Source organism: Paenibacillus sp. NN59 (assembly GCF_057597225.1).
Map to the genome: position 1 here is coordinate 1,361,082 of NZ_CP199678.1, position 25,162 is coordinate 1,386,243.

At 45.2% G+C, this 25,162-nt stretch carries 22 protein-coding genes; 10 read left to right on the forward strand and 12 right to left on the reverse strand.

The features are described 5' to 3' along the window. Positions 1-94: 94 nt before the first annotated feature. Complete coding sequence (locus tag ACT89M_RS05800; RefSeq protein ID WP_154960566.1) at positions 95-1,528, reverse strand: aspartate ammonia-lyase; 1,434 nt, start codon at positions 1,526-1,528, stop codon at positions 95-97. 334 nt (positions 1,529-1,862) lie between these two features. Between ACT89M_RS05800 and ACT89M_RS05805 the strand changes: the two genes are divergently transcribed. From ACT89M_RS05805 to ACT89M_RS05815, 3 genes are all read left to right on the forward strand, one after another. Then, positions 1,863-3,140: a methyl-accepting chemotaxis protein gene (locus ACT89M_RS05805; RefSeq protein WP_090917850.1), complete on the forward strand. Its 1,278-nt coding sequence runs from the start codon at positions 1,863-1,865 to the stop codon at positions 3,138-3,140. A 223-nt stretch (positions 3,141-3,363) separates the two neighbouring features. Then, positions 3,364-4,209, forward strand: coding sequence for a hypothetical protein (locus ACT89M_RS05810; protein ID WP_090917852.1), 846 nt, complete (start codon positions 3,364-3,366; stop codon positions 4,207-4,209). Positions 4,210-4,452: 243 nt separating this feature from the next. After that, the gene (locus tag ACT89M_RS05815) at positions 4,453-5,160 is read left to right on the forward strand and encodes a stalk domain-containing protein (RefSeq protein ID WP_154960564.1); all 708 of its coding nucleotides are present in this window, start codon (positions 4,453-4,455) and stop codon (positions 5,158-5,160) included. A 148-nt stretch (positions 5,161-5,308) separates the two neighbouring features. On the opposite strand, the gene ACT89M_RS05820 is transcribed toward ACT89M_RS05815, so the two are convergent. Continuing rightward, positions 5,309-6,283: a ring-cleaving dioxygenase gene (locus ACT89M_RS05820; protein WP_253496602.1), complete on the reverse strand. Its 975-nt coding sequence runs from the start codon at positions 6,281-6,283 to the stop codon at positions 5,309-5,311. Positions 6,284-6,592: 309 nt separating this feature from the next. Between ACT89M_RS05820 and ACT89M_RS05825 the strand changes: the two genes are divergently transcribed. Continuing rightward, positions 6,593-7,369, forward strand: a complete 777-nt coding sequence (locus ACT89M_RS05825; protein WP_487345056.1) for a YwaF family protein — start codon at positions 6,593-6,595, stop codon at positions 7,367-7,369. A 111-nt stretch (positions 7,370-7,480) separates the two neighbouring features. Here the strand turns inward: ACT89M_RS05825 and ACT89M_RS05830 are convergent, their stop codons facing one another. The 3 genes from ACT89M_RS05830 to ACT89M_RS05840 form a co-directional block, all read right to left on the reverse strand. Continuing rightward, on the reverse strand, positions 7,481-8,275 hold the full coding sequence (locus ACT89M_RS05830) for an SDR family oxidoreductase (RefSeq protein ID WP_487345057.1): 795 nt from the start codon (positions 8,273-8,275) through the stop codon (positions 7,481-7,483). Positions 8,276-8,512: 237 nt separating this feature from the next. Beyond that, positions 8,513-8,779 carry a YqkE family protein gene (locus tag ACT89M_RS05835; RefSeq protein WP_090917861.1) on the reverse strand — a complete coding sequence of 89 codons (267 nt, stop codon included), beginning with the start codon at positions 8,777-8,779 and terminating at the stop codon, positions 8,513-8,515. Between the two features lie 434 nt (positions 8,780-9,213). Next, complete coding sequence (locus ACT89M_RS05840) at positions 9,214-9,876, reverse strand: peptidylprolyl isomerase (RefSeq protein WP_154960560.1); 663 nt, start codon at positions 9,874-9,876, stop codon at positions 9,214-9,216. A gap of 176 nt (positions 9,877-10,052) precedes the next feature. Here ACT89M_RS05840 and ACT89M_RS05845 point away from each other — a divergent pair, with 176 nt between their 5' ends. Then, complete coding sequence (locus ACT89M_RS05845) at positions 10,053-11,345, forward strand: MFS transporter (RefSeq protein ID WP_487345302.1); 1,293 nt, start codon at positions 10,053-10,055, stop codon at positions 11,343-11,345. A gap of 257 nt (positions 11,346-11,602) precedes the next feature. Here the strand turns inward: ACT89M_RS05845 and ACT89M_RS05850 are convergent, their stop codons facing one another. From ACT89M_RS05850 to ACT89M_RS05860, 3 genes are all read right to left on the reverse strand, one after another. Further along, on the reverse strand, positions 11,603-11,779 hold the full coding sequence (locus ACT89M_RS05850; RefSeq protein ID WP_186809741.1) for a hypothetical protein: 177 nt from the start codon (positions 11,777-11,779) through the stop codon (positions 11,603-11,605). A 43-nt stretch (positions 11,780-11,822) separates the two neighbouring features. Continuing rightward, positions 11,823-12,197: a hypothetical protein gene (locus ACT89M_RS05855; RefSeq protein WP_154960558.1), complete on the reverse strand. Its 375-nt coding sequence runs from the start codon at positions 12,195-12,197 to the stop codon at positions 11,823-11,825. A 131-nt stretch (positions 12,198-12,328) separates the two neighbouring features. Next, entirely contained in the window at positions 12,329-12,493 is a 165-nt protein-coding gene (locus ACT89M_RS05860; protein WP_167433721.1) for a hypothetical protein, read from the reverse strand. A 143-nt stretch (positions 12,494-12,636) separates the two neighbouring features. Between ACT89M_RS05860 and ACT89M_RS05865 the strand changes: the two genes are divergently transcribed. Together ACT89M_RS05865 and ACT89M_RS05870 are read left to right on the forward strand one after the other, a co-directional pair. After that, a complete protein-coding gene (locus ACT89M_RS05865) occupies positions 12,637-12,918 on the forward strand; it encodes a hypothetical protein (RefSeq protein WP_090917871.1) in 282 nt (93 codons plus the stop codon). Between the two features lie 153 nt (positions 12,919-13,071). Beyond that, a complete protein-coding gene (locus ACT89M_RS05870; RefSeq protein ID WP_154890760.1) occupies positions 13,072-14,973 on the forward strand; it encodes a sensor histidine kinase in 1,902 nt (633 codons plus the stop codon). A 60-nt stretch (positions 14,974-15,033) separates the two neighbouring features. Here ACT89M_RS05870 and ACT89M_RS05875 read toward each other — a convergent pair whose 3' ends face one another. Further along, positions 15,034-15,279 carry an NHLP leader peptide family RiPP precursor gene (locus ACT89M_RS05875; protein ID WP_123063138.1) on the reverse strand — a complete coding sequence of 82 codons (246 nt, stop codon included), beginning with the start codon at positions 15,277-15,279 and terminating at the stop codon, positions 15,034-15,036. A 25-nt stretch (positions 15,280-15,304) separates the two neighbouring features. Continuing rightward, a complete protein-coding gene (locus ACT89M_RS05880; RefSeq protein WP_487345058.1) occupies positions 15,305-16,282 on the reverse strand; it encodes a hypothetical protein in 978 nt (325 codons plus the stop codon). A 216-nt stretch (positions 16,283-16,498) separates the two neighbouring features. On the opposite strand from ACT89M_RS05880, the gene ACT89M_RS05885 reads away from it, so the two are divergent. Continuing rightward, on the forward strand, positions 16,499-17,233 hold the full coding sequence (locus ACT89M_RS05885; RefSeq protein ID WP_487345059.1) for a hypothetical protein: 735 nt from the start codon (positions 16,499-16,501) through the stop codon (positions 17,231-17,233). Positions 17,234-17,326: 93 nt separating this feature from the next. Here the strand turns inward: ACT89M_RS05885 and ACT89M_RS05890 are convergent, their stop codons facing one another. Continuing rightward, positions 17,327-18,568 carry an acyltransferase gene (locus ACT89M_RS05890; RefSeq protein WP_487345060.1) on the reverse strand — a complete coding sequence of 414 codons (1,242 nt, stop codon included), beginning with the start codon at positions 18,566-18,568 and terminating at the stop codon, positions 17,327-17,329. A gap of 116 nt (positions 18,569-18,684) precedes the next feature. Continuing rightward, positions 18,685-19,710, reverse strand: a complete 1,026-nt coding sequence (locus tag ACT89M_RS05895) for an LCP family protein (protein WP_487345061.1) — start codon at positions 19,708-19,710, stop codon at positions 18,685-18,687. Between the two features lie 368 nt (positions 19,711-20,078). Here ACT89M_RS05895 and ACT89M_RS05900 point away from each other — a divergent pair, with 368 nt between their 5' ends. Together ACT89M_RS05900 and ACT89M_RS05905 are read left to right on the forward strand one after the other, a co-directional pair. Next, the gene (locus ACT89M_RS05900; protein ID WP_308722398.1) at positions 20,079-21,815 is read left to right on the forward strand and encodes a methyl-accepting chemotaxis protein; all 1,737 of its coding nucleotides are present in this window, start codon (positions 20,079-20,081) and stop codon (positions 21,813-21,815) included. Between the two features lie 336 nt (positions 21,816-22,151). After that, positions 22,152-25,073 (forward strand): glycoside hydrolase family 9 protein, encoded by a 2,922-nt coding sequence (locus ACT89M_RS05905; protein WP_308722399.1) that lies wholly within the window; start codon positions 22,152-22,154, stop codon positions 25,071-25,073. Positions 25,074-25,162: the final 89 nt, after the last annotated feature.

A 25,162-nucleotide genomic window follows, 5' to 3' on the forward strand; every position in this document is an offset into this window, starting at 1 on the left:
TCGAATTATACTTCAAATAGCCCCGTTATCCGTTGACTAACGGATAACGGGGCTTCTTTAGAATTTTCAATCTGAACTCATAAGATGAGTGTGTTTACATGCGCTCCATGTTACGCAGGAAATGTTCTCCGGCAATCCCCGGCGTGGTCATCTGTTCTGGATGTAGAATCTCTTCCAATTCTTCTGGAGTCAGCAAACCTCGCTCCAAGATGATTTCCTGCAGGGTCATGCCAGTTTTCAATGCTTCTTTTACAATTGAAGCCGCTACGTTATAACCAAGATGCGGGTTCAGAGCAGTCACGACACTGAAGCTTTGTTTCATAATCAACTCGCAGCGCTCACGATTGGCCTCCATCTCTTCCACAGCATACCGTGTGAAGACATCAATACCATTATTCATGATTTTCAGTGATTGTAACAGGTTGAATGCAATAACCGGTCCCATCACATTCAGCTCGAATTGTCCGGCTTCACAAGCCATGCAAATCGTGTGATCATTTCCCATGACCTGGAAGGAAACCTGATTGATTACCTCTGCCATGACCGGATTGACTTTCCCTGGCATAATGGAAGATCCAGGCTGACGTGGCGGCAGAAGCAGTTCATTAAGTCCGGCACGCGGGCCTGAAGCCATCATGCGGATGTCATTACAGATTTTGGACAGGCTGACAGCGCATACTTTCAGTGCAGCTGAGAGTTCCAGGTACGCGTCTGTATTCTGTGTCGCGTCAACCAAATCATCTGCGGTCTGTAGCGGCAGGCCAGTCACCTCAGACAGATACTCGGTAACCTTGACGATATATTCCGGTTTGGCATTGAGTCCTGTACCTACAGCTGTTGCACCCATGTTGATCATAAGCATACGTTTATTGGCGAATTGAAGACGTTCAATATCCCGTCCAATCACGCGCGCATAAGCACCGAACTCTTGTCCAAGTCGGATAGGCACGGCGTCCTGTAGATGTGTACGTCCTACTTTGACAACATCGTTGAACTCAATCTCTTTTTTGTGAAAGGCTTCCTGTAGTTTTTTCATCGTGCCTAGCAGGGTCTCGGAGAGCTGATAAGCCGCAATGCGTAAGGCTGTTGGCACAACGTCATTGGTAGACTGAGACATGTTTACGTGGTTGTTCGGATTACAGTGGAAGTAGTCTCCCTTGTTTTTCGTTAACAGTTCAAGTCCGCGATTGGCCAAAATTTCGTTGATATTCATATTCATGGAGGTGCCTGCACCACCCTGAATGGAGTCTACAATAAAATGATCGAGATGATGGCCTTTCATCATTTCATCCGCTGCCATGATGATGACTTCCCCAATCTTGTTTGGGAGCATTTTCAGTTCCATGTTCGCCATCGCTGCCGCTTTTTTAACAGCAGCCAGTGCTGTAATCAGTTCGCGGTGAACCGGAACACCGGTAATCGGGAAGTTCTCTACAGCCCGCACCGTCTGAATTCCATAATACGCATAAGCTGGAATTTCTTTTTCGCCGATAAAATCTTTCTCCGTCCGTGTGGACATAGTAGACATCTCGTTCGCCTCCAGTGGCATCATAAAAATAGTTCGGCTCCAGCGTTGCTGAAGCGCACTCAGTATATCATTTAAGCAAAATAGATGCCAAGCTAAATGATTCTTTCATTGAAACCGATAATAATTTTAATTGGGGAATTTAAAATTTCATATCATGAATTACAGCTACAAGGGAGGGGTACCTAAGCTTGTCTTATTCATTATGAGCTTTATGGTATGAAAGTCATGCATGAACGATATGCAAAAGGTGAATAGAGCGTTTTCAGTGATATATGTCACATGAAATTTGGTACAAGATTGGTAAAATAGGAAAAAAGAACTACGGGGTGCGAACATGAAATGGACTTTAGGGGCGAAGACTGTCGCAGGACTGGTACTAATTTCAATTATTACGTACGGAACTAGCGGCTTTTTTATTTTCTTTGTAAAAGATTGGATTTCACTTGATATGCCAAACTGGCTGTACATATCTATCATTTTGCTTATGGGAGTATGTTGGAACGGGATTCTCGGCTGGATTGCTTCCCGTTATCTGACTCGTCCGATTGTTCAGCTGTCTCGTGCAGCGCAGCAGGTATCTTCCGGTGATCTCACCACGGAGATTCCGCAGCGCCGTACACAAGATGAGCTTACCGTATTATATGATGCGTTCAACGTAATGGTTTCTAATCTGAGAAGTATCGTGAACGATATTGCGGATAGTACACGGACAACCTCTCAGAACGCACAGTCATTGAGTGAAGCCATTACGCAGGCTGCAGAACAGATCGAGATGATGTCTGAGGCCGTGGATCATATTGCGGTTGGCGTAGAGGATCAGAAAGTGACTTCCCAGCATTCCCTAATTACCGCCGATGAGATGTTGAATGATTTTCAGAAAATGCAACATCAGTCTTTAGGTATGACCGAATTGTCTGGTAAGATGGAACGTTCGGTGGATCATACCAAAGAAACCTTCTCATCTTTGATGAAAGGCATGGATGAACTGGCCGAGTCTCATAATCGTTCCCGTGATATTATGTTGCTCTTGGAGAAGGAAGCTTCCGATATTGAAGCGATTACGCAATCGGTCAAAAATATTGCTGAAGAAACAGGGTTACTCGCATTGAATGCTTCTATTGAAGCGGCGCGTGCAGGAGAAGAGGGCGCAGGATTTGCCGTTGTAGCGCAGCAGATTCGCAAACTTGCTGATGAGAGTAAAGATTCCGTTCATCGCATTAATGAACTGATCAGTCGTGTACAACAACGAATTCGGGAAACCGTGGAGCTGAGCCATGAACAGCATGGACTTGTTGTGAACGAATCAGAACGAACGGTTTCCGTTGATCAGACGTTGCTTGAATTGACAGGTACGGTTGAAGTGTTTATGCAAGGCGCTCATGATATTGGTTCCAAAATTGCTGAGCAGACAGGGCGTGTGGAGCAAACGCATGGTCATGTGAAGAAGATCCAGGGGAAAGCAGGATCCTTCTCTGATGAAGCGAAGCGCATCATGGATGCCGCGCATGAGGAGACCGCAATCATGGAGGAGATATCCTCTTCTGCAGAAGAGTTGAGACAGTTAACAGATCGATTACTCGATAAAACTAAAGCATTCCGGATGCAGCCTTGAGCTGCTTCCGGAATGTTTTTTATTTTCCGGGAAATTGGGGCGTATCTTGAAAGCTAATCAGTTTTTCAGACATGCCCTAGCTTATTATGGTAAAAGACGAACGTTTTTTCGTGTGATTGAAGATTTGTAAAGAATTTTTAAGAAAGATTAACAAAATTGCAACGCGCGGGCGATAAATGAAGATATAATAGGATTATCACAACAGAAGAAGGAGCCCAGTATATTGAAAACTTGGACAGGTATCCTGCTGATGATTATTTTGGCGGTGGCCACACTTTCAGTAACTTCAACTGCCAAAACGACAAATGAGTCGCAACAACAGCTTAATATAGATGAATCATCCAGCCAGGCCACAGCGGTCGAGGCTTCCCATATAGATCGAATGAATGATGCACTGAACAGCAACAAAGATATGATGCCGGTGAAAGCAGATGATGTTTCCGTGGCTCCAGAGAATAATGATGTTCGAGTGTACCCAATGAGTATTGGGGGCTCGGGATATATATATAATGGCCTTGTGGTTGAGGCAAACGGCAAAAAACGTGAATTTAGTGATTGGAGAGCAGAGGGGGGATCGTACAAACCTGAAGTACATGAACTGGATTTAAACGGTGATGGTAAAAAAGAGATTGTGGTGTTGTATTCAGAGGGACACGGCACCGGAATTTATCTGGGTCAGGCACACATTCTTGATCCGGTTTCACTGGATGTAATGAAGATGCAGACTCTGGATGAGATTGTGAAAGAACATGTGGATTCCAAAGTTACGGTAACCTCCGACCAGATCGAGATTGGGGTGACTTTAAATGGGGTTCCAGCCGAGCCCTCCAATGTGGAGAAGGGAGCAGGAGATGTTCTGTATCATGAAAAGTTACAATTTGGTCGTGTAACTTATTATAGCGTGGAGGATAACAAGCTTGTTGTCTCTACATCGGGTGCATATGGCGAAGGGGTTTATGCGGGCGATTTAACGTTTTCTTATGTGTTTCAGAATGGGGAATGGAAGGCGAACGACTTGAAATATAGTATGGAAGTGTATGAAGAGGAATACTACGAATCATTTGATTGAGCAAAGGGTGATCTTGTGCTGCAGCACGAGGTCTTAGATGTAAATACCTAATTAAATATAGGACATGCCATGGCAAGCGTGACCATTGGATGGGGCTGAAAAAAAAGGAGTGACTACAGCCTCATTTTGTGCTGTCTGGAAATAAAAAAAGTTGCGGAAAAATGCTGAAAACAATTGACATTCACGCTTTAGTCGTTTAAATGTATAAAGGACAACTCATTTAAACGTCTGGGAGGGAATTTGATGAAGAAAAAGGTCGTACTTGGTTTGATGGTGGGCACATTGACACTCGGTATTGGTACAGGTGCACTGGCAGCTACAGGTTTGGAGCAAATCAAAGCATATCTCAACAGCAAAATCACCCTGAAATTAAATGGTGAGACAGTGACAGCCAAGGATGCCAATGGCAAGACGGTACTTCCGATCACATATAACGGAACCACATATCTGCCGGTTCGTGCAGTAGGTACGTTGCTTGGAACAGAGATCAATTATGACGGTGCAACTTCATCCGTCCTCATCGGTGGAACGAATGGATCTGCGCCCGTAACCAACGGAAAAGTAACGCTGAGTGCACTTGGAACATCCGTACTGGGTTCTACCGCTTGGCACACCAAAGATCCTAAGGATACCACATACAAAGGCAAGGATTACAAGGATGTCTATCTGCATAATGACCCTGCGAAGCAGGGAAAAGATATCCAGATCAATACGGGTAAAAAGTATTCTTCTCTGCACTTGGAACTTGCCGCGCTCAAAGGAAATCAGGAGATTCATATTTATGATCAGGATCTCGCAACGCTTAAAAAATTTAACATCACTCCGGAAAGCGGTATGATGAGTCTTGATGTGGATGTTAAAGGCACAGACGCTGTATATGTCGAGATTGTATCCGAAGATCCAGGTTCAGCCTTGTTTGTACCACTTACAACATCGTATCTGACCAAATAAGACAGACTACGTTAAACTGGCTAATAAAAAACGATGATTCACCAGGCATCCTCTGACTCAAGTTTTGAATACAGAGTTGTGTGGTGATCATCGTTTTATTTTCATTTCATTGAAAATTCAATGCTGACTTACCCGATAGTCACGAATATTAGCGGATCATGGTATCCAGCGGTTTCAGGTTTGCTTCGATCTCAGCACGGCGTCCTTCCAGGAATGGAGGTAACGCCAGTGATTCTCCAAGTGTGGCGAAGTCCTCGTCCGTATCAAATCCCGGGCCATCTGTCGCAAGCTCAAACAGAATGCCGTTAGCTTCACGGAAGTACAGGGAACGGAAGTAGAAGCGATCTACAAAACCGGAGCTTGGGAATCGGAACTGATGTACTCGGTCAACCCATTGTCTTAATTCTTCCTCATTGTCTACACGGAAGGCCACGTGGTGAACACTGCCGCGTCCTGGCCGTTCTTGCTCCAGATCATTGCGTTCCTCCAAATGAACTTCTGAACCGCTACCACCTTCACCAGATTCAAACACAAGTACATCAGGTTGACCTGGAGTAAACGCGGGGTAGCTGCCTTTTGCTCTAAACCCAAGCAATTCGGTGAGAACAGGTGTAGTGAGTGACGCATCCCGCACAGTCAGATGAATTGGGCCGAGTCCAATGATGCCATACTCCGCTGGCACAGGGCTTCGATCCCAAGGTTTACCCCCGGCGACACCCGAGTTATGTTCATCAGAAACGAGAATCAGCCGCATACCTTCAAAGTCTGTAAATGCCAGTGTTGCACGGCCTCCACGTTGCACAATCTCGCCGTGAGTTACTTCATATTCATCGAAGCGCTGTGCCCAATACGCAAGAGCTGCATCACTTGGCACACGAAGTGAGGTGGCAGAGATGCTGTTTACACCTTCACGTGTGCGTCCAGCCATTGGAATTTCGAAGAAGGTGAGCTCTGTGCCGGGATTTCCTTTCTCATCTCCATAGAACAGGTGATAGACCGAAACGTCATCCTGATTGACCGTTTTTTTGATCAGACGAAGGCCCATGATGTCCGTATAGAAACGGTAGTTTTGATCGGCATGCGCGGTAAGCGCGGATACGTGGTGAAGTCCTTTGATTAACATAATATGTTCCTCCTAGATAGAGATAAAGTTGAAGTCTTATGAACGTTCCTTAAATGTACTAGATCGCTAATGTTTTAAATAACAAGTCAGGGTAAGGAGTTAAGTTCGACTAGTATCAATTCAATATTAAAGTTACTAACTTTTTGTATGTTTATTTCTTGGTTTTATCTTAACATAAAGATATTTAAAATACAATACTTATTTGAATGAAGCTGGACAGGTATAGTGATCAGTGGCAGAATGAAAAAAGTTACCAATCGCGTTATAAGAAGTTACCTCTGTTAACCGGAAAAGGAGAGAAGAAAAGGCATGGCCTATCCACCTTGGCTTGACCCGTATGATGCAGAGCCTTTTGCGGCATTCTCGACTTCACATATTGCATCGATGATCATTATTTTTGTACTTGTTATTCTGTTATTTCTTTTTAGGCATCGTCTTCGTTTCATGTCTGAACGTTCAGGCATGACCGTACGCATCGGTTTGGCAGGATTCATGGTAAGTTGTGAGATTGTACTGCAAATCTGGTATGTGTATGGAGGAATTTGGAGTCTGCAGACATCGCTACCGCTGGAGCTGTGCAGTCTGTCGTTATTATTATCAGCGTTGTTATTACTGACACGCCAAAAATGGTTATTTTCTGCCTTGCTTTTTTCAGGTATTGCAGGTGCTCTGATGGCTATAATTACGCCGAATCTTGGTTATGCTTTTGCTCATTTCCGCTTCATTCAATTCTTTGTTGCACATGCGATGATCATTCTTGCTCTTCTCTATATGACTTGGGTGGAACAACTTCGTCCTGGATGGAGATCTGTTGCAGGCTCCATGATATTTGTAAACATTGCTGCGCTCATGGTATACGGTTTGGATGTGTTGCTCGATGCGAATTATATGTTCCTGAGACATAAACCGGGCACACCGTCTGTGTTAGATATGCTTGGGCCTTATCCGGTCTACATTCTCGGAGAAGAGATTCTGGCTCTGGTGTTATTCTCCTTGTTGTACCTTATGCTCTTTGCGATTCCTGAGTGGCTGAAACGTATCAGTGGCAAAAAGGAAAAGCAGCCGCAGACGTATTCCAAAAACTAAGTTTCCTGAATCCGAGTTTTAATTAAGATAACCCGCAAACATTCTGATCATCCAGAAAATTTGCGGGTTTGTTATATTTCTGTCATCGGAGTGGGCGTGTAAATAAATAGCTCATCCACGCAGAAGGGATTCGGCACCATCCACGTAGATTCGTGTGCCTGTTACATGTGAGGCTTCATCTGAAGCGAGGAACAGTACCAGATTGGCGACTTGCTCCGATGTTCCTGGTTCGCCTTTGAGTGGGTGCTCATGCCCCTCAGGAAACTCCACTGGAATCTGAACATCTTTCAGATCATCTGATGTATACGTATTGTCATCAATATTGGTATCAATCGCTCCTGGACAAACGGCGTTGACACGAATCTTGTAACGAGCTAGCTCCAGTGCCGCCATTTTGGTGAAAGCCGTTTGACCTGCTTTGCTGGAAGCGTATGCAGAAAATCCGATGCCGGAGAATACCCGGTTGCCATTAATGGAACTCGTAATGATAATACTGCCGCCGCGCTCTTTCAGATGAGGGATGGCATACTTCACGGTTGCAAACGTGCCACGCATGTTAATCTCCATCGTCTGATCCCAATCTTCGATTTTCATCGTTTCAATTGGAGCCATGGCGCCATTAATTCCTGCATTAGCAAAAACGATATCCAGCTTGCCTGCTTCGGTTGCCGCCTGGTTGATGGCTTTCTCTACATGTTCCGGCTTGGAGATATCACATTCAATCACATAAACTTCGCCACCGGCTTTTTCGATGATCTGTTTCGTTTCCTCTGCGTTCTCGGGTGTACGATCTAACATGTATACTTTGGCCCCTTGCTCGGCGAATCGAATGGCAGAGGCCTGACCAATACCGGAGCCGCCTCCAGTAACAATTGCTACTTTACCTTCCAAACGTTGTTCAGCCATTCATTGATCCCTCCATGTATGAATTGTCCTTGAACACTCTACTTCTAAATACCCGACATGGGGGAGGTGAATCATATGTGCTCATATTAAAAACAGGGCCCCATCTGGGCCCTGCTTTGTTCAGAAATTATAGTATGAAAATAATCTCATGAAGTAAGATTAGCTTCATACGTTTCATTCGTATAACTTGTATCATAGGATGTATGGACAGCTTGGTGTGACCACTTCATCTCTTGGTTACTTATGTTTCTTCCAGTCCATGGAGCTATTGTTCAGCAGATACTCAAAGTCATTGTCCCGGCGCTTCTGTTCCGCCTTACGAGCTTCCTCTGCCTGTAAACGCTCCTGCTCTTTGCGCTGTGCTTCAGCAGCTTTGGCTTCGTCAGCTTGCGCTTTCAGTTTCTCGAGCACATCACTGCTCAGTAAATCTTTCAGCGTGGTCGGTTGGTCCTGATTTTGATTCTGAGCCTTGGGTGCTGGAGTACGTCTTTTAGATTTAGCCACTTGGAAAATCTCCTTTCAAAAACATGAATCATCATCCATATCATTATTGTAGTCATAGTATATCAGGTTCGTGTTGCGCATTCCATGAAGTTGCAGAGCACATGCAGGAAAAAGGGCAGGTCACGGCGAATGAAGACAGGTATAAAACCATATAATGGTACCGATACTACGACTATTCCCTGAAGAAAGGAGTCGTTGTTCATGGAGGCAAACCGTAGTTTGTTGAAAGGGCTTGCATGGGGGATGGCTTTTAGTTTCCCACTGTGGATTGCGGTTATCGGGTGGCTGAATTTATTGGGATGGATACATTGAGTTGTTATCCGAGACCGAAAAAGAGTTTTTGATCCAGTTACTTATGTAAACGTTATCATTAAATAAGCTCTGCTCTGCGCCAAATGCACAGAACAGAGCTTTTGTTTGTTCTTAGAAGAGGGTTACTTCTTCTCCTCTGTAATCTTCACAGGTTCTGGATATTCCAGTCCGTGTGTATCAACGGTTACTTTCTTCATGACTTGGTCCGTAACCGGCTTGTCACCTTCGCCAATTTGCTGTGCTGCAATTCCATCAACTACGTCCATTCCTTCGGTCACTTTACCAAAAGTCGCATAAGAGTTATCCAAATAATCAGCATCAGCCAGCATAATGAAGAACTGAGATCCGGCAGAATCGAGATTGTCAGATTTGCGTGCCATGGAGAGTATCCCACGGGTATGCTTCAGATGGTTTTTATGACCGTTAGAGGTGAATTCACCTTTGATCGCATAACCTGGTCCGCCTGAACCATTGCCGTTCGGATCACCGCCTTGAATCATAAAGCCCGGAATAACCCGATGGAAGATCAGGCCATCATAAAAGCCTTTGTTCGCCAGGGAGATGAAATTGTACACCGTATTGGGGGCAATCTCAGGATACAACTCAATGACGATCTTCTGTCCGTTCTGCATCTCAATCGTGGCTACAGGATTAGCACCCTCTGGTGGTGCTGGAACCGGAGTTTGCGTAGCATTGCTTGCCGGGCGTACGCATCCGCTCATAACGATCAACAGCATCGCAAACACAAGCGAGACTGCGGTTGTTTTTTTCCACCGTAAAGACATGAATATGTTCCTCCTTGGTTCGTTGTTATAACGAGTTTCATCCAATATAGTTTGGTGAATTCTTCAACTATCATACCGTTTCTTGGCTCAGAATGGCAATGCAAGCCATGTTAATTCGGTGAACTGGGGATGGTCATCATGAGAGCATGGGTGTAAAATAAGGAAAATGCTTCCGCATCAGGGGGACGTACGGGTCTGATCCGTCCGCTCCAAACACGGCAGTCCCGGCGTCAGTTACGGAAAGGACGGGCGGGTATATGAACTTCTCGTGGAAGCGTAATCTGATCATTTTATGGATCGGTGTCTTTTTTTGCAGTACGGCGTATTCCATTTCGATTCCGTTTCTTCCCTTATTTCTAAGCAGTGATCTGGGTGTTCGCAATCATCTGGAATTCTGGTCAGGACTTTCTTTTGGTATTACTTTTCTTGCAAGCGCTCTTGTATCACCCTTCTGGGGATCATTAGCCGATAAATATGGGCGCAAGCCGATGTTAATTCGTTCAGGGTACAGCTTGGCTGTCCTGTATCTGATTAATTTTTTTGTACAAGATCCGTATTCACTGATTGTGGTTCGACTGCTCCAAGGATTGCTTGCCGGATTTGTTCCTGCGGCGATTGCTCTTGTGGGCACGAACACACCTGAAGAGAAGACTGGATATGCTTTGGGGATTATGTCCACTGCTGGAGCTACAGGGGGGATTATCGGTCCACTGATCGGCGGGTTTGTCAGCCACTATTATGGCAACCGCAGTGCGTTTCTATTTTCGGCGATAGTCGTGCTGGTGTCCGCAATCATTGCAACCTTCTGGGTCAAGGAAGAGAATTTTAATCGTAACAAGGCACGTTCGCATGTTATGGATGATATCCGTGAAGCGAGAGCGAATCGTGTGTTTGTCACCGTGCTTGGTATGATGGGCATCTGTACTTTTTCTGTCATGATTCTGGAGCCGCTATTAACGGTATATGTCATGGAGATGGGAGTTCAGCCTGATCGGGCTTCCTTAAGCTCAGGGATTATTTTCTCGGCGGTAGGGGTTGCGACGGTCATTATGGCTCCGCGCTGGGGCAAGCTTGGATCAAGGATCGGTTTTGGAAAAGTGCTGGTAATCGGACTCATTGGCGGCGCGGTGGGCAATCTGTTGCAGTTTTTTACAACAGGTTACGTTGCATTTGGCATCTTGAGATTTGTCTACGGACTCTTTTTTGCGGCCGTGTTTCCTGCGATCAATGCGATGATTGTACAGGTGACTGAACCGGCATTTCGGGGACGTGCATTTAGTCTGAACCAGTCCGCAGCCCAGATCGGAACGATGGCAGGGCCGATTATCGGCGGTGTCCTTGGCGGTTGGCTGCCGATTCGCTGGATATTTATCATTAATGGCCTTGCGCTTCTGGCTACTGCTATTGTGGTCAAGTGGTCCAGATTGGAGCACAAGCTCCCCGGAGTGGCTAAGCCAGTGGAGAAGTGACCCTTGCAATGGCAATGGTGAACTGGAGAGAACTGCGTTTAGCTATAGATTTTGGATTCAGGTTTTTGAAGGAAACGTTATAAATATGGGAAGAAGATGACGCTGGAAATGCAATTGTCATCTTCTTTTCTGTGTAAGCTAGAGCAAGCTTTGAAGAGAAAATAAAAGAAACCCCTTGTTGAGGGGGTTTCCAGCATCACTTTATTACATTCAGCGCAACGTTTACGCATGCCGATCTGCAAATCAGTTCATGAGGTTTACTCGGAGGTCTGTTCGTCGGGAATGGCATGTTTGACCGCATCGCGCTGATCTTCATCTTCCAGTGCATCAGGGAAAGAATCTTCTGTAAAGAGGCCAAAATCAGGATCGATATCCCGCTCGGTAACAAGGTTCTTATTTTCTTTAACCTGTTCTTCCTCATTGTTTTTGGTCATGTCAGCACCTCCTATTATCAGAATAAGCAAAATAAGACATCTACTAACGCGGAGGCAAGATATTCTGCTGTGGTTTAGCGTCAGCTCCAGCTCCGTTTAACAGATCTGTACCATGCAGGGCATCGGGGTCGGGTGCGGCAGGATCAACCGGGCTGCCCGGTTGCACCAGATCTGCATCGGGTACGGATTCCAGTGGAGTTTCCGCCAAGCGGGATTCCAAACCTTCTTCGTCTACAGCAGATGCAGGTGGAAGCTCCGAATCTTCCATCTCTATTTCAATGCGGCGTCCAGAAACTTCATCAAAGGTATCCATGTCGCCTTCGGGTACTTCGGTTTCAGGCGGAATATCACGGGACCTCTGGTAACGGTCATAATAGCGTTCACTTTCCACGTTGCTAATGGGTTTATCAGACATCATCAGCACTTCCTTTCATAACTTTTTTATAGTACAACGAATTCAAACAAAGTAATGCCATCATTTCAGCATTTTATCGTCATTCCAAGCATGATATTGTCCCCGTAAACAGACCAGATTATGTCAGGAATTCATTAAAATTTCGGGAATACATATTTCACAAGGAAGTAGAGAAATCCGAAAAAGATAATGATATATGCGGCATATTTAATAAATGTAGAGGCGACCATACTTGAATCCGATTTGTGTTGTACATCCTTATGTTCAACTTCTACCGTGCGATGAGGCTCATTCATCATAATCATCTCCTTGTTTAAGTGAGTTTTGCTTTGAAAAACCATTACACATGATCCACTGGATTGAATCGTGCCAGCCGTTTTTCCAGCATTTCTTGTTTTTCCTATGTTATGATGAAGCATGACTACTCAAGGAGGGGTGCAACGTGGACTGGTACACATTAGGCAATATGATCACACGTATTCGGATCGGACAGAAAGCGTCCACACCCGGATTTTCTCGTACAGTCATTCGTCGTCCGGATGGATTGTTCTGGGTTGGCGGTATATGGTCTGGACAGGTTGTTCAGTTACGTGATTTTTTGTTCTCTGATATATGGACCATTTACGATGATGAAGAAACGGAGCAGTGGTTGGAGTTTCGTACGAAAGTGGAACAGAAGGAACGTGAAATGATCGAAAACCAGTTTGAGGACTTGCGAAATTAACGGCTTTTATAACAATAAAATGGAAAAAAGACTATAAATCTACTTATATGTGAATTTTAAATTTGTGTAAGAAGGTGACATGATAAACGGTGGCGAATTGATAGGGTGAGGGAGAAATGAAGAAGCGAAAATAAAAACTTTGAGGTGCTGTGAATGAGAAATGTGCCCAAAGCTATTATCATCTTGTGGATGACGATATGCACGATTCTGTGTATGCCGCATGGACTCGTGCTTGCCGCACCAGAAGAGATTCGGCAGCCTGTAGCCATTACAGGATGGGAAGTGAAATGGGGGAACGCTGGAGATCAGGGCTTCATTAGTGAGGTTATGGGCCAGGATGAAATATGGGAGAAACGTAGTGTTGAGCGAATTGTAGACAGTACGAAAGAACCATCAGGTTCTTTGTGGACACGTTTGACAATTCCCCGTTTGCATGACGGAAGTTCAGCGATTCGTTTCGAAAATATTAAAGGCACTCATATTGTGATCTATCTTGAAGATCGGAAAGTATATGAGAATTACCATTATAATTACGACAATAATGCCGTTTTTTTACCGCTATCTGCAGAAAATTCGGGTAATACACTCTATGTTTGGGCGCAAAATGAGAGAGGATGGTTGGGCATTCAAGGTGATGTCCAGGTCGGGCCATATGCCATGTTGCAGGAGAAGTATCTCCATAATGGGTTAATGGATATCATTTTGGGTTCAACTTTTGTATTTACCTCGCTTATTATGCTGAGTTGCACATTTTTTCTGGGTCAGTTTCATAAAGGACTATGGATATCACTGTGTGTCGTGATGGGTTCCATCGGGACAATGGTGATCACTTATTCTCAATTCTTGTACACTTTCTATCAAGTGTATGGGGACCTGTATTCTATTCTGTTTGATTTGGCCATGTTACTCGGCATGCCAGCACTTTGTTATTTCTTTGAACAAGTTATTGGCCCCGGTGTACACGGGATATTCACCAAATTAAGGAAGGCTCAATGGGCCTATTCCATCGTTTCTGTGTTTTCATTGTTTGTATATGTAGTATCGGGTGGGCAATGGGATCTATTGTACAGTCTTCTTGTACAGCATGTGGTGGGCTTTATACTGGTTATTGTGCTGACCATCCTGCTGGTTGGTACGATAGCCCGGGCGCTACAACGTAACCGTGAAGCGATCCTGTTAGCAGTTGGTTTCGGCACCTTTTCGTTGATTAGTGTCATGGAACTTCTTTGGTACTATCAGCGAAGCGGGGCATATCACCTGCTCTGGTGGAAGTGGTCGATGGTTGCATTTGTCATCTCATTGATTGCTATTCTTGGTAGCCGGTTTGCTGAAAAACATAACAAAGTGTTAGAGTACTCCAAGGAACTGGAACTATTCAACAACGAGTTGCAGCGATCTGAAAAAATGGAAATAATTAGCGAACTTGCCGCTTCAGTTGCTCACGAGGTGCGTAACCCGCTTCAGGTGACGAGAGGGTTTCTTCAACTTATGACAGAGCAGGAAGATAACAAGAACAAAGGATATGTACGTATTGCATTGGAAGAACTCGACCGGGCTTCCGGTATTATTACGGATTTTCTGACTTTTGCAAAACCGGAATTTGATCACATTATTTCATTGAATATTTCAGATGAATTTGATCATATCGAAGGTATACTGGTACCGATGGCCAATCTGGAAGGTGGAAAAATTACAACGGATATCCCGCCTAATATTTATATTCGTGGAAATTCTTCGAAGTTCAAGCAGGCCTTTATCAACATTATTAAAAATAGTATTGAGGCGTTTCAGGGAGGACAAGGTCAGATTGATATCTGGGCATACTCACAGGATGGCAAAGTTAAAGTGCATGTCAGAGATAATGGTGAAGGGATGAGTGAGGAAGCCTTGTCCCGACTGGGAGAACCGTATTTCTCTAATAAAATCAAAGGCACTGGGCTAGGTATGATGGTTACCTTCCGCATCGTGGAAGCGATGAATGGACAGATCAGTTTTACAAGTACAAAAGGGGTAGGAACAGAAGCTGTTGTATCTTTTCCCGAGTTCGTTAAATGATGGACTCGGGGAGGATATCCAGTTTAATGTTCTACCCCTGATTTTTTTATTTAGCTAAGATTAAAACGATCTCCACGGTCCGCAATTGACGTCATAATTGACTTTGGAAGGGTTAGGTGGAATGACCAGAACATAATCATTTTGTTGCTCCTCGACTGTGCGAATCTTGATATGATCAGGAATCGTAATACCAAACGCCTCGCGAAGTGCCTGCTTAGGATTAGAATGGAGTTGTTGTCTGAAGTGTTCATCTGTCCAAGCTTTCTCAATAATATCCTCATGCAACGTTTTTTCTGACACCATCATCGTCAACATTCCCTTCATATTTAAATTAAACTGAATCGGCTTGTCCCGTATTAGAAGGCCCGGATTGTGGTTCGCTGATCCAGTAGTGAAACCCACCTCGGTAAAGTCTTTTTTTACGTTGTTCTATTTCCTGAATTGCTTGTACCAATGAGTTGCACAGATAAGAATTCAGGGCAATGAATTGTGGAAACTCCAAGTTAGAAGATGTAATGATGTCATTGAAGTGTTGAGCTACGTCTGCATAACTGTTCATCAGTTGTGAGTTATAGACATTGTGGTGTATAGATTCGTTAAGTACATGACTCGTCGGATATTCCTGTTGGAGAGCTGTGGATAGGTGAGAGAGGTAGCTATTGTAGTTGCCGTTTACAGCATCCATTTTCGTGTCTGTAAAGTCATCTGTCATCTGTAGAGTCATGAGAACGATATTCAGTGCACCGCAGACCGAAGAGATTCGAGCCGGTTGCTCTAGTAAAATCAAGGAACCAATGACTCCTAATTGCGTTGGTGAAGCTTTCTGGGCGATGAGAAGTGGGTTATGCTGAAAATAATCCACACGTAATTCACCATTTACGCTTACTGCCCAGTCCTGAATAACGTGTCTGAAATGGTTCCAGAAGACAGAAGAGGGTTCAAATAATGCGTTATAGACTTGAAGGGCATCCACATAGCAAAGATTCCCCAGAGATAACTTCAGCACCGCATCCTCAGTTGGCTCATCCATGACATCATCCAGATTAAGAAAATACATCATGTGTAACAGGCAAGCTGTGCTAAGCTGATGAGCTTGATCGGAGGGGAGTCCCTCTGTGTACTGCATCCATAGCGGAGTGATGTAACCGATGCAACTGTGTCCCGGATCTCCCCTGAAGGGGTTGAGCAAACGGAGTTGTTCAAGCGCATGCCCTGCCAGTGAATCAGGGTATTGCCGAAGACGCTCTTTAACGGAATCAAACACGGCCTTCACGTCAAGCATATACGGATCTAGCCATTCTCGATGCATGATATGAAAACGTCCCTCCTGCATTAAATGTTGGAATATGCAGTAAGATCAAGAAGTTAAATACAGTATAGCTTAAGTTAGTTGAAAAAAATAGGATTTTTTGTGATCATTTGTGAGAAATTTGAAGACATTTTGGATTTTATAGCATAAAAAGTTGCAATTTGGGTTCAGACTAAGAAGGCAGAGGATATCGAGACAAAGAAAGGTGGATAAAGAATGAAGATAAATTGGAAATCATGGCTGGCTGCCAGCGCGGCTGTTATCATTTTTGCTGTTGCACCAGGCCAGATGGCTTTAGCTGATCCCGCTTCTCCTGCGGAGCAGCAAGATGAAAACCTGGCTGAATCTGCCGGTGGAAACCAAAAGCCTTGTATGCAGGCAGGCCATGGTCTGTTTATGATCGGAGAAACAGCCGATTTACTCGGAATTGGACTCCGTGATTTGAAGCAGCAGATGCAACTTGGCAAGACCTTAACCCAGATCGCGAAGGAACGCAAAGGATTCAGTGAGGAACAGTTACTGCAAAAATTAAAGCCCACGCTGTCAGAGCGCTTGGATTTGGCCGTGAAAGAAGGTTGTCTCACCAAGGAACAAGCTGCAGCAGCGAAAGCAAATATGGATGTGAAGTTAAAAAAAGTAGTGAATACCCCGCTTGCCGAATTACGACGTGAATTTACGCACCATGGAAAACATACGATGGTAGATAAAGGGGCAATAGCGAAATATATCGGGATTACACCTGAACAATTGCAAGAACAACTGCATGCGGGTAAGTCTTTGGTTGAAATTGCGCAAGCGAAGGGCATCAGTGAAACACAGCTGGTGAATCAGTTAAAAGAACAATTAACAGGTGATCTGCAAAGGTTCGTTCATCAAAAACGGCACAGTCATTCCATTCCAGTTCATCCGGGACACGTGCCTGGCCGATCCACCTCAACCGAAGTGAAATGATCAACTTCATAGAACAAGATGACTGATCTACTGAGCAAGATGAGGAAAAAATTCAAGAGCGTCCTCCGCAGGAGAGCACGCTCTTTGTTTGTTTTACACGTCTGAGGGCCTAAGGGGCGAATTTTGATTCGGGGTGCGTCTTCCAGAACCCGCTAATGGATCACTAAAAGCAGAAGCTTGCCGAGCCTTGCTACGTGTCAATCCAACCATGAATCGAGAGCCTGGCAATTTAGACAGTGTCCAGCTAATGCCAAGAGCGGTCACAACGGTGACTATGAATGAGATTATCGTTACAGGCAGATGCCACCCGCTAAGGTGTAATGGTCTGGTAACATATGCGATGGCATAAATCACCAAGGCATGGACTAGATAACCGCCGAAGGAGTAGCGTCCAATCCAAGTGAGAAGACGCTGAAACCATAGGTTTTTACCATGTAGCAGAACAAGGAAACCGTAGAGCATTAACATCTGAGCCATAATACTGATGAACGTACTAGGTTTTAGGTACGTAGAGATATTGAGGTTCATCGTATCTTCTGACCCGCGCAGTACAGCGTACCCCATCCAGATATACATCGCGACAAAGACCGCAATCATGCAAGGGAGCATTCTCATCGTCCAATTCCTCCAGCTTTCCACCGTCCAGGCGCATACCGCGCCAAGGAAAAAGTAGAACCAATACATGAGCCATGAATATGAACGATATTCCAGCATGCTAGACCAGGGCTCTGGCCACCATTGTGTCCAGTCAGCCATATCATAATAAGACCATTTCATAAGCCAGAGATAAAATAGTGCTGCAACGAGTATGATGGTTAACGTCACCTGTTTCGGCGTAAAACGCTTGAGGTTATCGAGCCTTTTACGAACAGCATGAGCCCCCGCGAGAAATAAAGGAAACAGGATATAAAATTGGAACACCATCAGCACAAACCACAGGTGATATCCTGTCTGCGGTATAAATAACTCATGTACAAAACTTCCCGGATCCGGCATACCGGAAGTCCAGAACGTAGGAGTAAACACACGTACAGCTAACCAGTAAATGAGCGTCCATATGAAGAAAGGCATATAAATATCACCAAATCGCTTCCCGATGAAGCGGGGATAATCCGGCTTCGTATGGCGATGGTGATAGAACAACAACACACCCGACAGAAATACAAAAGTAGGTGTGCCAAACCTTGTCAAATGATAAATCATAGTCAGCATCACGGAATCAGGTTGCTCAATATCTGGCCGATAGATGTATTCAGCAATGTTATGCTGCATGACGATAGCCAGAAAAGCTAATCCGCGAAGTTCGGTCCATTCAGCTATTTTCGGCTTTTTCATTTCCATTCCTCCCTTATGTAGCCAGGGTCATCATATAAGACTACCCTCCAAACATTAAGGCTGCATTAAATGGCGAAAAAAGGAATCAAAAAAAGACGGCCTAAGCCGTCCTTTTACTAGTTATGATGTGTTAGTTCCTCATTTGATTCTCCAGTTACTGAGCTATCAGAGGAAGACTGGTTATCTTCTTCAAATAACTTCTGAATGTAAGCTTGAAGCTTGGGCACATTCACACCTAATACCTGAGCAGATCCAGCCCGCTCATTTGTAAGCAACTTGTTCGGTGGAATCTGCTGCTGGTCGATCTCGTTCACACGAATATCAAAGCCGAGTGAAGCGAGCTTCAGCATTTGGGTCGGGCTCAGATCTGTTTTGATATAAGGAGCAATGGCTTCCAGCATCTCAGGGATTTTAAAGAGCGAAGTGGTGCTCTGCATCTTCTTGGCAAGTTCGGTCATAAAGATGCGCTGCCGCTCTGTACGTGTGAAATCGGAGGTTGCATCATGCCGGAAACGGACATACTGGAGGGCTGTCTTGCCATCCATATGTTGCAGCCCTTTTTTCAAATCAATATCATACATGTGTTTATCCGCTTTGCTTGTGTAATACATATCTTTTTCCACATCAATATCAATCCCATCCAGCGCATCAACGAGAGCCATGAAGCCTGTGAAGTCTGTGTAGACATAATGCTGAATCGGTATACCGAGCAGATTGCTAACCGTCTGTTTGGTTAATTCGGCTCCTCCATAGGAGAAGGCAGCGTTAAGACGGCTTTTCCCATGGCCTGGAATCGCAACATAAGTGTCACGAAGCACAGAGAATAAGTGAGCTTTCTTCGAAACCGGGTCAATTGAAGCGACCATCACCGAGTCCGAACGCCCTGCGTCATCCCCTCTCGAGTCACCGCCAATTAATAAGATATTTACTCTCTCTTTGCCGTCCCACTTCGGAATGACCACTTTGGGTGTATCGGAGCTTTCCGTACTGTTCGAGGCATTACTAGAATTAGGCGAATCGCTAGATGCGGCAGTCGAAATGCTATTGGCAAAATGAACGATTGAATATCCGTAGTAGACAATGACTCCTGTTACAACAAGTGCCAAGGTCAGGGCTGTACTCCATAACCATTTTTTAAACATAATCTCACCTTTCTTATGTAGAACTGATAGATCCCCCAAACTAGTTTAACAAAAAGAAAGTAAATTGTCCTACTTGATTCCGAAAATATATTAAATTTCGATATTGTTTTACGAATAGTTCGTTTGTTGAGGTTGGAACACTCATTAAGAAGTTTCGCCAGTTTTTTTGAAAAATTTACGACCTTACACAGGCAATGGATATCGACTTCCATCAACTAATTGAAATTATGGTTTGTTAAATATACTTATTTCATTGTTAAGAGAAATTTCCTTAAAACTAAGATTTCATATATTCACTCGAAGAATATCTATGTCGATATATTATATAGATGTACTAGTTTATTGGGGGAAGTTGGAGGAGTGGGAACATGGGAAAAATGCGAAGGAACGCATCGGGGAAAGTGAAATTTTCAATTCGTGGCAAATTATTAACCGGTTTCTTGATTGTTTTGGCTTTGCTTATCTTTGTTAGCGTGTACACGCTAACGCAAGTGTTTACGATGGCTGACAAATCAAGACAGATTGATAAGACTTGGATGCCAAGTGTAACCTTGCTTGGAATTATGAACGGTGATATATCCGATGTCGAAAGACTGGGACTAGCCATCATTGTAGAACAGAACCCAAGTGAAACGGAGAAACTGAATGAAGCTTTAAAAGTACTGCTTGCTAAAATGGAAGATGAGCGCAAACAATTGCTTACTTTAATAAAGGGTAATCCTGAAGCAGAGCAACTGTACGAACAGTTTTCTACGAATTATGATTCTTATTTGCAAAAAATGCCTGAATTCATCGAATATGGTCTCAAAAATGATTATGAAACGTCTAGCAAGCTACATACGGCAGCCTATCCATTGTGGTATACAGCTAACGATAATATTATGAAATTAATTGACCTTGGCAATGTGGGGGCGAAAGAAATTTCTGCGGGATCTGTTAAACTTGCTGAGAACGCATTTACAATCATTTTAGTTGTAGCGATTGTTGCAACATTGTTATCCTTATTCATTGCACTTTTCATCGCAAGTATGATCTCTCGTCCGGTTAAAAAGATGAGTGAAGCTGCCGCAGCGATTGCTGAAGGTGACCTGACAGGTGAGGCAATTACATTGAAGAACCGGGATGAGCTAGGTGTTCTGGCAGAATCCTTCAATACAATGAGTCAAAATCTGCGTTCGATGATTCAATCCGTATCGGAAACATCGGAGCAAGTTGCGGCTTCATCCGAAGAACTTCTCGCGAGTGCAGAGCAAAACGCAAAAGCTTCGGAGCAAATTACTGAAACGGTGGAAGAATTGTCTGTAGGAACATCGAATCAGGTGGATATCGTGAAGCGTTCTTCGCAGGCAATGAATGAGATGGCATTGGGTTCAGAACAGATTGCCGAACTGGCTCAAAGTGTATCCGTATCCGCTGTGGATGCGGCGAATCAATCATCGGAAGGAAACAAAATCATTCAGCAAGCGGTTGAACAGATGGGATCGGTTCGTAACTCCATCGCTTCCTTGAGAGAACTGGTTACAGGACTCGGCGAACGTTCTGCCGAGATTGGCACGATCACTGAAGTGATCAATAACATCGCCCGTCAAACCAATTTGCTCGCTTTGAATGCAGCGATTGAAGCCGCAAGAGCAGGGGAGCACGGTAGAGGCTTTGCTGTCGTTGCAGGAGAGGTGCGCAAGCTGGCGGAAGAATCCTCCGCTTCTGCACAGCAGATCACACAGATTGTACAACTGATTCAGCAAGATACGGATCATGCGGTACAAGCTGTAAAAGTAAACAGTAATGAAACAGAAACCGGCATTGAACTGGTTGCTGCAGCGGGTCAAGCCTTCGAACAGATTTCGGACGCTGCCAACAAGGTTGCTGGTGAGATTCAAGAAGTATCTGCCGGTTCTGAGGAGATGTCAGCTAGCACCAATGAGGTTGTAAGTTACGTGGGTCAAATCTCCAATATTGCTTCGGAAGCTGCGGGTTCTGTACACAACGTATCTGCTGCAACCGAGGAGCAATTAGCTTCCATGGAAGAGATTGCTTCCTCGGCCGGATTGTTATCCAAAATGGCGGAGGAATTGCAGGGACAAGTGAACAAATTCAAAGTATAGATGCAAAAGCAGATCGTCAAAAAGGCTGTTTCTTCCCGGCATGTCCGGTGTAGAAACAGCTTTTTTGTCATATCACGCTGATCAAGTCACAACAATGTTATTTCAGAAGTCACCAATGTTGATATTTCAAGTCAAACAAACGACTATAATGGTAATTAATGGTGGAAATTACATCGAGTTACCACCATGGAGAGGAGCGAGGTCACTCAGAATATTGGGAAGCATTCATCTGGAACTTTCGAGAAAAGGAGATGAACATGATTTATGAAAGGGCGCTGGTGGAGACGCGTTGCTATGGTAACGTTATCGGCAGGACTTCTCGCAGGGAGCTTTTCTATGAATACAGGATTACGTCAGGCGGATGCGGCCGCCGGAGATCATAACTATGCCGAAGCACTACAGAAGGCTATTTATTTCTATGAAGCGCAACGCTCAGGCCCGTTGCCTGCCAATAATCGGGTTGAATGGCGGGGCGACTCGGGACTGCAGGATGGCGCCGATGTCGGTGTCGATCTGACCGGCGGCTGGTATGATGCTGGAGATCATGTGAAATTTGGATTTCCAATGGCTGCTTCGGCAACCATGCTAGCCTGGTCTGTCGTTGAGTATGCCGACGGCTATGAGCAAGCCGGACAACTGGAGGAAATCAAAGATAATATCCGGTGGGCAACCGACTATTTTATGAAAGCGCATACTAAGCCAAATGAATTATGGGGACAAGTCGGAGGTGGCAATATCGATCATGCTTGGTGGGGACCTGCAGAGGTGATGCAGATGAACCGGCCTTCGTTCAAGATCGATGCTTCCTGTCCGGGAAGTGATCTGGCGGCAGAAACGGCTGCTGCACTGGCGGCGGCATCCATCGTGTTTGCAGATGATGATCCAACCTACTCGGCGAAGATGCTTCAGCATGCGAAAGAACTGTACAACTTTGCAGATACATATCGGGGAAAATACACCGATTGTATTACTGACGCTGCTGCATTTTATAATTCGTGGACGGGATATGAAGATGAGCTCGCGTGGGGCGGAGCATGGCTTTATTTAGCTACCAATGATAACGCTTACTTGTCCAAGGCGATGGCAGCTGCAGATCGGTGGTCTACAAGTGGAGGTTCCGCGAACTGGCCCTATACCTGGACACAGGGCTGGGATAGTAAACATTACGGCGCCCAGATTCTGCTTGCCCGAATCACCTCCAGTTTGAATATGCCGGAGGCAACAAAGTTCATCCAATCAACCGAGCGCAATCTCGATTACTGGACGGTTGGCACGAATGGAGGGCGTGTGACTTACACCCCGGGCGGATTGGCGTGGCTGGATCAGTGGGGTTCACTCCGATATACAGCCAATGCAGCATTCATTGCATTCGTGTACTCCGATTGGGTTAGTGACCCTGTGAAAAAATCCAGATATCAAAATTTTGCGACTTCACAGATGAATTACATTTTAGGTGATAATCCTCGTCAGAGCAGTTATGTTGTGGGGTACGGAAAAAATCCGCCACAGCATCCGCATCATCGTACCGCTCATAGTTCATGGATGAACAACGAAGATATTCCGGCAAATCATCGTCATATTTTATACGGCGCCATGGTGGGAGGACCAAATGCGTCAGATCAATATACGGACGATATCTCGGACTATGTGAGCAATGAGGTGGCGACGGATTATAATGCGGGCTTCACGGGTGCACTCGCCAAGATGAATCTGCTCTATGGACAGAATCATCAGCCTCTGGCGAATTTCCCTGCTCCTGAAGTCAAAGGTGACGAGTACTTTGTAGAAGCTGCCGTGCGGTCATCAGGTTCCAATTATACGGAAATCCGTGCATTGCTTAACAACCGCTCAGGCTGGCCTGCACGGATGGGAGATAAGCTTTCCTTCAAATATTTCCTCGATTTGAGTGAAGTGTATGCTGCGGGACGCACCGTATCCGATGTTCAAGTCACAGTATCCTCTGCTGAAGGTGCAACCGTTTCTCAACCTGTCGTCGTGGATGCCGCCAAGCGGATCTATGCCGTTACAGCAGACTTCAGTAATACCAAAATTTATCCAGGCGGAGAGGGGAATTATCGCAAGGAAGTTCAGTTCCGGATTACCGGACCGCAAGGGGCATGGAATCCAGCGAATGATCCTTCCTACCAGAACCTGACGACAGGAACTCCGGTAAAAAGTGCACACATTCCTGTATATGATGCTGGAGTGAAGGTATATGGACAGGAGCCGGGTGTTACACCCGTGACCGTGCCAGTCGCTCCTACTGGAGTGCAAGCTTCGCCTGGCAACAATCAGGTGACGCTGAGCTGGACTGCCTCCGCTGGGGCTGTATCATACACGGTGAAGCGTGCCGAGGTTAGTGGTGGCCCGTACACAACCGTTGCGACAGGTGTGAATGGATTGACTTACACCAACACAGGATTGACGAATGGCAAGGCGTATTATTACGTGGTGACCGCTGTAAACGCAGCCGGCGAATCGCCAGCTTCTGTTCAAGTGCTCGGGACGCCGCAGGCCGGTTCAACTGTGCCAGGAGCTCTTACTTTAAGTGGAACAGCTGGCAACAATCAAACGGTGTTGTCATGGACAGCAGCATCTGGAGCTGCCAGCTATAAGGTACAACGTGCCGCTGCCAATGGTACGTTTGCGGATGTAGCGACCGGGCTGACTGTGTTGACCTACACGGACACGACAGCGCTTAATGGAACTTCGTATAATTACCGGGTTGTTGCCGTAAACGCAAGTGGGCAATCGTTATCTAACGTGGTTGTACTGACACCTTCGGGACCGCCTGTGTCAACGGGTACGCTGGAAGTGCAGTATCGAAGCGGAGGGTCCGGGAATTCCAGCAATGCGGTAACCCCCCAGTTTAATGTGAAGAACACAGGCACACAGCCTATTGATTTGAGCACGGTGAAAATCCGGTACTACTTTACCAAAGATGGCACAGAGGATCTGACCTTCTGGTGTGATTACGCCGTGGTGGGTACAGCCAATGTGCAAGGAAAGTTTGTGAACGTGAATCCGGCAAAAGGAACGGCGGATACGTACCTGGAGATCAGTTTTACCTCTGGAGCGGGAAGTTTGACAGCCGGAGCAGAAACGGGCGTGATTCAGGGACGTTTTTCAAAAAATAACTGGAGTAACTTCGATCAGAGCAATGATTACTCCTATGATGGTTCCAAGACTGCTTTTGCTGCATGGAACAAAGTGACCGCGTATCAAGGCAGTACCCAAGTATGGGGGCTAGAGCCGTAAATCAAAGAACTTTGACAAGCAAGAGGCCAAAGAACAGCATGGGCAGACCAGCAGCATCGATATTAAATTTCCACTATTCCAGGGAGGTA

Bases quoted from the DNA above. Each gene is read 5' to 3' on its own strand.
- ACT89M_RS05800 (WP_154960566.1), bottom strand. From the start codon at position 1,528: ATGTCTACTATGTCCACACGGACGGAGAAAGATTTTATCGGCGAAAAA.
- ACT89M_RS05805 (WP_090917850.1), top strand. From the start codon at position 1,863: ATGAAATGGACTTTAGGGGCGAAGACTGTCGCAGGACTGGTACTAATT.
- ACT89M_RS05815 (WP_154960564.1), top strand. From the start codon at position 4,453: ATGAAGAAAAAGGTCGTACTTGGTTTGATGGTGGGCACATTGACACTC.
- ACT89M_RS05820 (WP_253496602.1), bottom strand. From the start codon at position 6,283: ATGTTAATCAAAGGACTTCACCACGTATCCGCGCTTACCGCGCATGCC.
- ACT89M_RS05825 (WP_487345056.1), top strand. From the start codon at position 6,593: ATGGCCTATCCACCTTGGCTTGACCCGTATGATGCAGAGCCTTTTGCG.
- ACT89M_RS05830 (WP_487345057.1), bottom strand. From the start codon at position 8,275: ATGGCTGAACAACGTTTGGAAGGTAAAGTAGCAATTGTTACTGGAGGC.
- ACT89M_RS05840 (WP_154960560.1), bottom strand. From the start codon at position 9,876: ATGTCTTTACGGTGGAAAAAAACAACCGCAGTCTCGCTTGTGTTTGCG.
- ACT89M_RS05850 (WP_186809741.1), bottom strand. From the start codon at position 11,779: ATGACCAAAAACAATGAGGAAGAACAGGTTAAAGAAAATAAGAACCTT.
- ACT89M_RS05855 (WP_154960558.1), bottom strand. From the start codon at position 12,197: ATGATGTCTGATAAACCCATTAGCAACGTGGAAAGTGAACGCTATTAT.
- ACT89M_RS05860 (WP_167433721.1), bottom strand. From the start codon at position 12,493: ATGATGAATGAGCCTCATCGCACGGTAGAAGTTGAACATAAGGATGTA.
- ACT89M_RS05870 (WP_154890760.1), top strand. From the start codon at position 13,072: ATGAGAAATGTGCCCAAAGCTATTATCATCTTGTGGATGACGATATGC.
- ACT89M_RS05875 (WP_123063138.1), bottom strand. From the start codon at position 15,279: ATGATGGTGTCAGAAAAAACGTTGCATGAGGATATTATTGAGAAAGCT.
- ACT89M_RS05880 (WP_487345058.1), bottom strand. From the start codon at position 16,282: ATGCATCGAGAATGGCTAGATCCGTATATGCTTGACGTGAAGGCCGTG.
- ACT89M_RS05885 (WP_487345059.1), top strand. From the start codon at position 16,499: ATGAAGATAAATTGGAAATCATGGCTGGCTGCCAGCGCGGCTGTTATC.
- ACT89M_RS05890 (WP_487345060.1), bottom strand. From the start codon at position 18,568: ATGAAAAAGCCGAAAATAGCTGAATGGACCGAACTTCGCGGATTAGCT.
- ACT89M_RS05895 (WP_487345061.1), bottom strand. From the start codon at position 19,710: ATGTTTAAAAAATGGTTATGGAGTACAGCCCTGACCTTGGCACTTGTT.
- ACT89M_RS05900 (WP_308722398.1), top strand. From the start codon at position 20,079: ATGGGAAAAATGCGAAGGAACGCATCGGGGAAAGTGAAATTTTCAATT.
- ACT89M_RS05905 (WP_308722399.1), top strand. From the start codon at position 22,152: ATGAATACAGGATTACGTCAGGCGGATGCGGCCGCCGGAGATCATAAC.